The following is an 8,765-nucleotide window of genomic DNA, read 5'->3' as shown; positions in this document are numbered from 1 at the left end:
GAATTTTTATTTATTAATTTTATATATTTTACAATGAAATCGATTACGATTAAAGGATCAGAAAGAGAAAACGTAGGCAAAAAGGCAACGAAGGCCGTACGTGATGCTGGAATGGTTCCTTGCGTTATTTACGGAGGAGATCAACCAGTGCATTTTACAGCAGAAGAAAAAGCGTTCAAAAACTTGGTGTACACTCCCAACGCACACACTGTTGTAATCGAACTAAATAACGGTAAAAAAGCAGATGTAATTTTACAAGACATCCAATTTCACCCGGTATCAGACAAAATTTTACACATCGACTTCTATGCGTTAAAAGACGACAAAGAAATCGTTATGGAAATACCTGTAAAAGTAACAGGAACATCACCAGGTGTATTATCAGGTGGAGTTTTACGTTTGAACCAAAGAAGATTAAAAGTGAAAGCTTTACCAAAAAATCTACCTGATTTTATCGAAGCCAACATCTCTGAATTAGAAATGGGTAATAAATTATATGTAACTAAAGTAGTTGCTAATAATTTTAAATTAATGCACCCTGACAATACAGTAGTTGCTCAAGTTAGAATTTCTCGTGCAGCGATGAAAGCCGCTCAAGAAGCAGCGAAAGCAGAAAAAGGTGGAGCAAAAAAGAAAAAATAATTCTATTTTCTCAATATCAAAAGCATCAGTTCACGCTGATGCTTTTTTTTATTCTGAACTTGTTTCAGAATCTTACTACCAAAATCACTCTATGCTTCTAACTGAAAACTATCCACTTTTTCAAGAACCTAATCCTGCTGTTCACTTCAAGCTTGTTTGTAAAAACCGTTTTTTTACGGCACAAGGCTTTCCGTTGCCATCAGGGGTAAAAAGTGCTTCCTATCAAATTCGGCTATAATTTAGAAACTTTCGTACTTTTGCAAGATGATTCAATGGATACATTCACTTTTTCAAAAAAACAATACAGTAGCGAAACCGGATATGAAAAAATTCTTAATTGTCGGCCTCGGAAATAGTGGCGCCGAATATGTCAATACTCGCCATAACATCGGATTTAAAGTGCTTGACCATTTGGCAAAAAAAGAAAATTTAACTTTTCAAACCGCCAAACTGGGTGATATTGTCGAAATCAGAATTAAAGGCAGAACGTTACTCCTATTAAAACCAAATACATTCATGAACCTTAGCGGTAAAGCAGTTAAATATTGGATGGAAAAAGAAAATATTGAAAAAGAAAACATCTTAGTCATTACAGACGATTTGAACTTGAGTTTTGGAACTATACGAATCAAAGCTAAAGGGAGTGATGGTGGTCATAATGGGTTGAAAAGCATTCAAAGTTTGTTGGTAACTACAGAATATGCAAGATTTCGATTTGGCATTAGCGATGAATTTAAAAAAGGCAAACAAGTTGATTATGTTTTAGGGGAATGGAACGAGGATGAAAAAGCAAAACTGCCGGAGAGATTAGATAAATCAATTGAAATAGTATATTCCTTCGCTTTAGCTGGGATTAATAATACAATGAACGAATTTAACGGAAAATAATCCAAATGAAAAAAACGGTGGTATTCGGGTTAATTGCTTTTATACTTTCCTGTAAAGCCCAACTTCCCTCAAAGGAAGAACTTACGTTAACCAGTGCTTGCCCAAAAGATGGAACGTGCCAAATTGAACTACACAAAAACAAATCATTAGTAGTAGTATATGATAATTTTGGAGGGATGTATTATGAGTTAAAGGAGACTGACGGAAAATCTGTAATTCATTTTCAATACAACAAAACTACGGAAGCCAATTTACAAGATGGCCATTACCGGGAAGATCTTTTGCTTGAAATCAACAACAATATTAAGGCTTTAAATTTGCAAAACGCAGAATTGCAACAAACCAAACTTATCTTTGGTCGACACTGTTTTTGTAAAGGACAAACAGGGTATTTTAAAGTAGTGGATGGGGAATTAAATGCCAATAGAAAAGGTTCAAAACTTTTTTTATCACTTACATTCAAAACAAAAAAAACTTCTCAAATAATTACTAAATTAATGCTAAATAACTAAACCTAAGACTGCAATATCAAATTACATTTTATGAAATTTTTAGAAGCTTAAGTGAGATACACTAAAAGTGAATCGGTTTCAGCTTTTTTTGTGACCAATAAAAAAGGCTGTCAAAATTTTGACAGCCTTTTATAGTTTAAAAAAAAATGTTTATTCTACAATAATTCTTTTTACCTCTTTTCTTTCTCCATCAGTTACATTCAATAAATAAACTCCAGGTTGAGCATTATTTAATTGAATATTTTGATTGAAGCTATTTCCTCCTTGGTAGTCGTTATCAAATATTTTTCTACCTCTAATGTCAAAAACAGAAATATTTACAGATTCTGCAGAAGCATTATCAAAACTAACATTAAAGTTTCCATTACTAGGGTTTGGATAAACAACTAATGATTGTAAACTAAAATCTTCATTCCCTAAAGTACAACCAAAATTAATTGACCATGAATTTAATGTCCCCGTATCACCATTATAAAAATCAGTTAATCTCAAAGACCAATTACCACTTTTTGATTTTCCTAATAATGGCGCTAATGCTTGAATAGGACTATAAGTACCAGATGTTGGTGTTCCACAAACAATAGTTCCGGCACCATCTTTAAATGTCACATTAATATTTCCGTTTTGTGGATTATTACACGTTCTGTTCCAAAGATTAAGCGAAGTTCCATCAGGGTGAACCAATGCAATAACTAAATCTCCTATCCAAGAATGAGTAACATTTACTGACACTTCGATAGATGTAATGCTTCCAGTTTCAGTTGAATTAGTATTAGAGACTGTTGTCGCACCCGCTTGGTTTGCACCTAATCCATCAGCAATTGTAGCAGATGTACTATTAGAAATCCCTGAACATGAATAACCAATTGGGAAAAATGCACTATTTAAAGCATAATAGATATTTCCTGTTGGTCTAATCATAATTCTTGCAGATTGAGTAAGCACATTAGGCACAACTATATCTTGAGAACCATCATTTGGTACTGCAGCCGCTAATACTGTTGGAAAAGTTACTCCAGCATCTGTTGATAATAATATATCCACTTCAGATGAACCAACAAGAGTATTTGTATTATTCACATTCCAAGTAATAGTTTGGATAGATCCTTGAGACCAAGAAACACTTCCGCTATTTTGTGACGATACTGTAAAGGGTCCAACTGCAGCATTAACAGTAATTGCCGCAGATGCAGTATTCGTTTGACCACCATTTGCAATATTATCTCTAGCAGTCAATGTAAAGTTCAATATTCTTTGTATAGTTGATACTGACTCCCAAGTAGAACTAAGTGAATTATTTAATACCGAACTAAATGCAGGCATATATCTTACCGGTGTAGCCGTAGGAATAATTGATCTAAAGTTAGGCCCAACAGATTTTGTAGGAAAACAAACACTATTAGCCCCTGTAACAGTTGCATTCGCATTATTATTTTGTTCCCAAGCAAAAGTAGCACCAGCATTGTTAGTAGGGTTTGTACCTGTTAAAATGAACGCCGTTCCTTGGGGAATAGTCCAATTTCCTCCAGATGTAACTGTTAAAGTTGGATTTGTTAATGGTGTCGAAACGGGACATGTTTTGTTTAATAAATTAGTCTGCACTTGTAGAATACTTCTATAAGCAAAATAATCATCACTATTGCCTTGTACATTATAATTAGTAATTCCGGCATAACCCATAATTGTTGAACCACTTCCTGGTTCAATATTCACACCACTTCCTTCAAAAGCATGAGAGAACGTATGATTTGCACCAAATTGGTGACCTAATTCATGAGCTACATAATCAATGTCAAATGTATCACCTGCAGGAACTCCATTTGAAGGAGAAGTAATTCCACTACCTTTTTGTCCGTCAACACAAACACAACCAATACATCCTGCATTTCCACCACCACCTGTTGCTCCAAATAAATGACCAACATCATAGTTTGCCTCTCCAATTACAGTAGTTAGAGTGGATTGTAATTGAGCATTCCATAAGTTCATTTGAGCTGCTGAAGCATAAGGATCAGTTGCAGCATTAGTATAAATTACCGATGTGTTATTAGCTACTAATACCATACGGACAGCAAAATCTTTTTCAAAAATACCATTAACTCTTGTCATAGTAGCGTTCATTGCTGCTAAAGCTCCCACTACAGTACCTCCATGATAAACGCCATATTCACCAGTGCAAGATAATGCTAACTTAAAAGTTTTTAATACCGAATTGTTTGCTTCTGTAACATTAATATCATGGTCTGCAGCTAATCTATCAGTAATAGAGTGGTCTACAGTAGAACAGCTAAAAGGTAATTTTCCTTTTGATCTATTTGAAACATAAAAAGCATACGCAGAACCATCCGCCGCATAAGGCTCCATAAATTCAGTTCTTTGACCTGCTCTGAAGGTCATAGTTTGAATTCCTTTTGGGTCAATACTCATTCGAACTTGTGCCTTTGGATCATCTAAACCTATTCCAATATAAGCTCTAATTTCCGGAAATTGAACTTGTAATGTTGGTTCAAAATTTGAAGCTTCAAACATTTGAAAACGTTCCATTTCTCCATTAGAATTAGGCATTGTAATAACAACACTACTATTTCCTGAAAAACGGTCGGTAGCAGCATTTAAAGTTTGTTTTAATAACACCGTATTCAATTGATACAATGTGAAATCTGTTGGAAAATCTTCCCTTTGTGCTGTTTTTGTTACTTCAGAAACAGTTTCTTTTTCAGTAATCCAAAACTTATCTGATTGAGCAACTACGCTGGTATACGTAAATGCAGATAAAAGGATTAATAGTAATGCTTTTTTCATTTTAGTTTTTAATTGATTAAAGGACAAATATATTATATTTTTAATAAATTTCATTTTTTTTTAAAATGAAGTGCTTAAAAAACTCTTTTTTCTTAGAATATTCTTAATAATTAGAAACTCCTTGGAAGTATTCACTTAATGTTTAAATTTGTAAAAAAAAGTTTGGAAACATTTCAATCTTTATTAGACTATAAATCTTCTCAAAATTCCATTGTAACCCTCGGTACATTTGATGGGGTTCATATTGGGCATAAAAAAATCATTGAAAAACTTATTCAAAACTCTTCAAATTGTGAATGTGAAAGTTTAGTGCTTACTTTTTTTCCTCATCCTAGAATGATTCTTCAGGATAGCCAGGAAATAAAATTATTAAACACCATAGAAGAACGCATACAATTATTAGAAGCTTCCGGATTAGACAGTTTAGTAATTCATCCCTTTGATCAGGTATTTTCCAGACTAACTGCGGAAGAATTTGTTTCCACAGTGTTAGTTGACCAATTTAATGTCAAAAAAATAATCATTGGATACGACCATCGGTTTGGAAGAAACAGAACTGCAGACATCCACGACTTGATTGAATTTGGAAAAAAATATGAATTTGAAGTTGAACAAATTTCTGCTCAAGAGATTGATGAAGTTTCTGTAAGTTCTACCAAAATCAGAAAGGCATTATTGGAAGGGAATGTTGCTTTAGCGAATGAATATTTAGGGTATGCCTATTTATTAACCGGAACAATTGTCAAAGGAAAAGGAATTGGCAGAACGATAAACTTTCCTACGGCAAATTTGAAAATTGAAGAATCCTATAAACTGATTCCTAAAAACGGAGTTTATATAATTCAAAGCACCATAAATAACAGGTTGGTTTTCGGCATGATGAACATTGGATTTAATCCAACAGTGAATGGAGAAGGGCAAAGTATTGAAATTCATTTCTTTGATTTTAAAGAAATTTTATATGACAAAAAACTACAAATTCAAGTACTAAAACGAATTCGAGACGAGGAAAAATTTGACAGTCTGGAACAGCTGACCGAACAACTGGAGAAAGACAAATCTACTGCCATGAACTATATCCATACGTTATGATTCTTGCAAAAGCATATCGACCTATAGACAATGCACCCTTAATAGTGTTTAGAATTGCATTAGGTGCTCTAATCATGGCGGAAAGTTTTGTGGCTATTTTTACAGGTTGGGTAAAAAAGAATTTAATAGACCCAACGGTTCATCTTCCCCATATCGGTTTTGATTTTTTAATTCCCTTACCCGGTTTAGGGATGTATGCTTACTATTGCATAATGGGCATCTTTGGATTAGGCATACTAGCGGGTTATAAATACCGCCTAAGTTTAGCGGGTTTTACTTTAATGTGGACCGGCGTATATTTAATGCAAAAAGCATCCTATAATAATCATTATTATCTATTGCTCTTAGTTTGCTTAATTATGCTTTTCTTGCCGGCTAATCGCTATGCATCATCAGACGCAAAAAGCAATCCGAAAATAAAAAGTTTATCAATGCCACAATGGGTCGCTTGGGTAATGATAGCACAAATGTCAATCGTTTATTTTTTCGCAACTATTTCGAAATTTTATCCCGATTGGTTAAACGGCACTTTCACCGGAATTTTATTTTCAAACATTTCTGATTTCCCTGTAATTGGTGAAATTTTTAGTGAAAAATGGTTTCATTTGTTTATTGCTTATGCCGGTATATTTTTTGATGGTTTAATCATTCCGGCTTTACTCTGGAAAAAAACAAGAAATTTAGCATTCCTTGCTAGTTTGATTTTCCATTTATTTAATTCCATGACGCTTCAAATTGGGATTTTCCCTTTTTTTGCATTAAGTTTTGTTGTTTTTTTCTATCCTCCGGAAACTATTCGTGCCATTTTCTTTAAGAGAAAACCAACGCTTATTCAAGAAAATGTGACAAATTATTCACACACTAAAGCACTAACCTTTTTCTTTATTCCTTTTTTCATTATTCAACTGATTTTACCGGTAAGGCATTGGTTTATCAAAGGGGATGTCTTGTGGACGGAAGAAGGTCATCGCCTAAGTTGGAGGATGATGCTTAGAAACAAAAGCGGTCTCACTACATTCAAAATAATAGATAAAAAAACAAATGAAGAACTGAAATACAACCTTGCTGAACACCTGACAAAAAAACAACTTGTTTTTGTGAGTAGCAAACCGGATGGGATGTGGCAAATGGCTCAACACATCAAAAAAGAATTTGGAAAACAAGGCAAAGAAGTAAAAATCAATATTCATTCCCAACTTTCTGTAAACGGAAAGCCTTACAAATCGTTCATTGACCCAACCGTAGATTTTGCTGAGGCAAAATGGGATTACTTCGGTCATAACGAATGGATTATTTTATACGATAAAAAGGGTGAACGTATTGAAAATTAAATGTTCTCTATTTGATAAGTTTACAAAAATTTATCTTACTTTTAATTCTCTCTTTCGAAGTAATTTAGTCCTTTTCAAGAATAAAAAATCCCGCTAATGCGGGATTTAATTTTATAAAAAAATAGATTGTTATTGTACAATTAACTTTTTAGCTACTCCTTCACTTGTTTTTACAAAATAAATTCCTGATTGCAATGAGGAAGTATTAACAAAATCAGTGTTAAATGCCTTTTTAATTAACTTCCCGGTTAAGTCATAAAGTTCAAAATCTACTGTTTTATTAAAAGTTACAATGCCTCCTTTAGATGGATTTGGTGACATGAAGAATGATTGTGTGTTTTCAAAACCTGGTAAACTTAGAGTTGACTCAGCAGTTAAAGTAATCATATCAAAACGAACAGTGCCTGCTGGACCATATGTTGATGTTGACCTAGCAGCTCTGTAATCATTAGTAGTTGGATCAAAAGTACTAACAATTCTGAATGCAGCATTTGGATTATCATTTAAAGAAGTTACTCCTGTCAAATCAACTGTTCTCAAATTATACCAAACATCACCAGTACCGGTTTCTGCTGGAGTTACTGTAAAAGTTTCCGCATCAATCCAAGATGACCCATCAATGGAATATTGAACTACATAAGTGTTATTAGCCGTATTACTCAAGCGTTGGTCAAACAACAACTTGATTCCAGTATAATTTACCGTACTAATAGTAAGCTGAATTCCCCTTTGTTTATTTTCAGTTCCTAATGCAGCATAAGTGGATGTATTCCAACCATAGTTTTCGGGAGTTGTAACAACCGGATCGCTTGAACCTCCACTCGCTGTGCCAGAAGCAAAAGTAGCCGTAACACCGTTTAATAAAGAAGCTGAACCATTTCCTTCTGATGGGGTGGGTGAAGCCGTTCCGCCTGGGACAGCATCAGCAGCAGTTCCATTAAAATTCCAACGTGTCACAGTTAGTTGTGACCAAGTTGTGGTAAAACTCAATAAAGAAATTAATACAACCAAAACAAAACTGTAATTTTTTTTCATATTTCAAAATTTAAATTAATAATTATTTTCAAAGTTAATTGGATTATCATTAACTAAAGTTACCAAATTGTAAACAAAAAAGGCCTCCTTTCGAAGACCTTTTTTTTAAATATACAGTTATAATTATTTCTTAACCACACGAACCGTTTGCATGTTCTCCCCTTGGGTTACAATCACATTGTAAACTCCTGCCGGATAACGCTCCCCTATCGTTTGTTTTGCTAAACTGTCTGCATTGTACTTGTTTAATTCTAGCAATCTTCCGGTCATATCATAGATAGCGATGCTCACCGGATTAGTACTGCTGGTTTTTAAGTCTAATGCAAAACTGTTGTTGAATGGGTTTGGATAAGCTACTGCTTTAAATTCACCCATTGGATTGTTTGAGTCAACAACTGGTCTAGTAAATGGTACAATTGGTGCTCCACCCGGTACTAAGATATTACAATCTTTTCCTAGATAG

General features: G+C 34.0%; 9 protein-coding genes. 6 read left to right on the top strand and 3 right to left on the bottom strand.

From position 1 onward, the window contains the following. The first annotated feature begins 33 nt into the window (after nucleotides 1-33). The 4 genes from ACIQ2Z_RS11875 to ACIQ2Z_RS11860 all read left to right on the top strand — a co-directional run bounded on the left by ACIQ2Z_RS11875 (nucleotide 34) and on the right by ACIQ2Z_RS11860 (nucleotide 2,042). Nucleotides 34-642 (top strand): 50S ribosomal protein L25/general stress protein Ctc, encoded by a 609-nt coding sequence (locus ACIQ2Z_RS11875; protein ID WP_396184372.1) that lies wholly within the window; start codon nucleotides 34-36, stop codon nucleotides 640-642. Between the two features lie 91 nt (nucleotides 643-733). Beyond that, a complete protein-coding gene (locus tag ACIQ2Z_RS11870) occupies nucleotides 734-880 on the top strand; it encodes a hypothetical protein (RefSeq protein WP_396184371.1) in 147 nt (48 codons plus the stop codon). Nucleotides 881-906: 26 nt separating this feature from the next. Beyond that, the gene (gene pth, locus ACIQ2Z_RS11865; RefSeq protein ID WP_396184370.1) at nucleotides 907-1,530 is read left to right on the top strand and encodes an aminoacyl-tRNA hydrolase; all 624 of its coding nucleotides are present in this window, start codon (nucleotides 907-909) and stop codon (nucleotides 1,528-1,530) included. A 5-nt stretch (nucleotides 1,531-1,535) separates the two neighbouring features. Further along, entirely contained in the window at nucleotides 1,536-2,042 is a 507-nt protein-coding gene (locus ACIQ2Z_RS11860) for a hypothetical protein (protein ID WP_396184369.1), read from the top strand. Nucleotides 2,043-2,192: 150 nt separating this feature from the next. Here ACIQ2Z_RS11860 and ACIQ2Z_RS11855 read toward each other — a convergent pair whose 3' ends face one another. Beyond that, nucleotides 2,193-4,844 carry a reprolysin-like metallopeptidase gene (locus ACIQ2Z_RS11855; RefSeq protein WP_396184368.1) on the bottom strand — a complete coding sequence of 884 codons (2,652 nt, stop codon included), beginning with the start codon at nucleotides 4,842-4,844 and terminating at the stop codon, nucleotides 2,193-2,195. 162 nt (nucleotides 4,845-5,006) lie between these two features. Between ACIQ2Z_RS11855 and ACIQ2Z_RS11850 the strand changes: the two genes are divergently transcribed. Both ACIQ2Z_RS11850 and ACIQ2Z_RS11845 read left to right on the top strand, forming a co-directional pair. Next, on the top strand, nucleotides 5,007-5,936 hold the full coding sequence (locus ACIQ2Z_RS11850) for a bifunctional riboflavin kinase/FAD synthetase (RefSeq protein ID WP_396184367.1): 930 nt from the start codon (nucleotides 5,007-5,009) through the stop codon (nucleotides 5,934-5,936). Continuing rightward, nucleotides 5,933-7,267 carry an HTTM domain-containing protein gene (locus ACIQ2Z_RS11845; protein WP_396184366.1) on the top strand — a complete coding sequence of 445 codons (1,335 nt, stop codon included), beginning with the start codon at nucleotides 5,933-5,935 and terminating at the stop codon, nucleotides 7,265-7,267. The genes ACIQ2Z_RS11850 and ACIQ2Z_RS11845 overlap by 4 nt, the downstream gene beginning before the upstream one ends. A 129-nt stretch (nucleotides 7,268-7,396) precedes the next feature. On the opposite strand, the gene ACIQ2Z_RS11840 is transcribed toward ACIQ2Z_RS11845, so the two are convergent. Together ACIQ2Z_RS11840 and ACIQ2Z_RS11835 are read right to left on the bottom strand one after the other, a co-directional pair. Further along, on the bottom strand, nucleotides 7,397-8,302 hold the full coding sequence (locus ACIQ2Z_RS11840; protein WP_396184365.1) for a T9SS type A sorting domain-containing protein: 906 nt from the start codon (nucleotides 8,300-8,302) through the stop codon (nucleotides 7,397-7,399). A 123-nt stretch (nucleotides 8,303-8,425) separates the two neighbouring features. Continuing rightward, the coding region (locus ACIQ2Z_RS11835; protein WP_396184364.1) for a T9SS type A sorting domain-containing protein at nucleotides 8,426-8,765 on the bottom strand (340 nt) is incomplete at its 5' end.

Source organism: Flavobacterium sp. (genome assembly GCF_044361015.1).
Classification (GTDB): Bacteria; Bacteroidota; Bacteroidia; order Flavobacteriales; family Flavobacteriaceae; genus Flavobacterium.
This window is presented reverse-complemented; position numbering and strand designations above follow the sequence as displayed.

Excerpts from the sequence above, each read along its gene's own strand:
- ACIQ2Z_RS11840 (WP_396184365.1), bottom strand. The coding sequence starts at position 8,302 with ATGAAAAAAAATTACAGTTTTGTTTTGGTTGTATTAATTTCTTTATTG.
- ACIQ2Z_RS11860 (WP_396184369.1), top strand. The coding sequence starts at position 1,536 with ATGAAAAAAACGGTGGTATTCGGGTTAATTGCTTTTATACTTTCCTGT.
- pth (WP_396184370.1), top strand. The coding sequence starts at position 907 with ATGATTCAATGGATACATTCACTTTTTCAAAAAAACAATACAGTAGCG.
- ACIQ2Z_RS11875 (WP_396184372.1), top strand. The coding sequence starts at position 34 with ATGAAATCGATTACGATTAAAGGATCAGAAAGAGAAAACGTAGGCAAA.
- ACIQ2Z_RS11855 (WP_396184368.1), bottom strand. The coding sequence starts at position 4,844 with ATGAAAAAAGCATTACTATTAATCCTTTTATCTGCATTTACGTATACC.
- ACIQ2Z_RS11845 (WP_396184366.1), top strand. The coding sequence starts at position 5,933 with ATGATTCTTGCAAAAGCATATCGACCTATAGACAATGCACCCTTAATA.
- ACIQ2Z_RS11870 (WP_396184371.1), top strand. The coding sequence starts at position 734 with ATGCTTCTAACTGAAAACTATCCACTTTTTCAAGAACCTAATCCTGCT.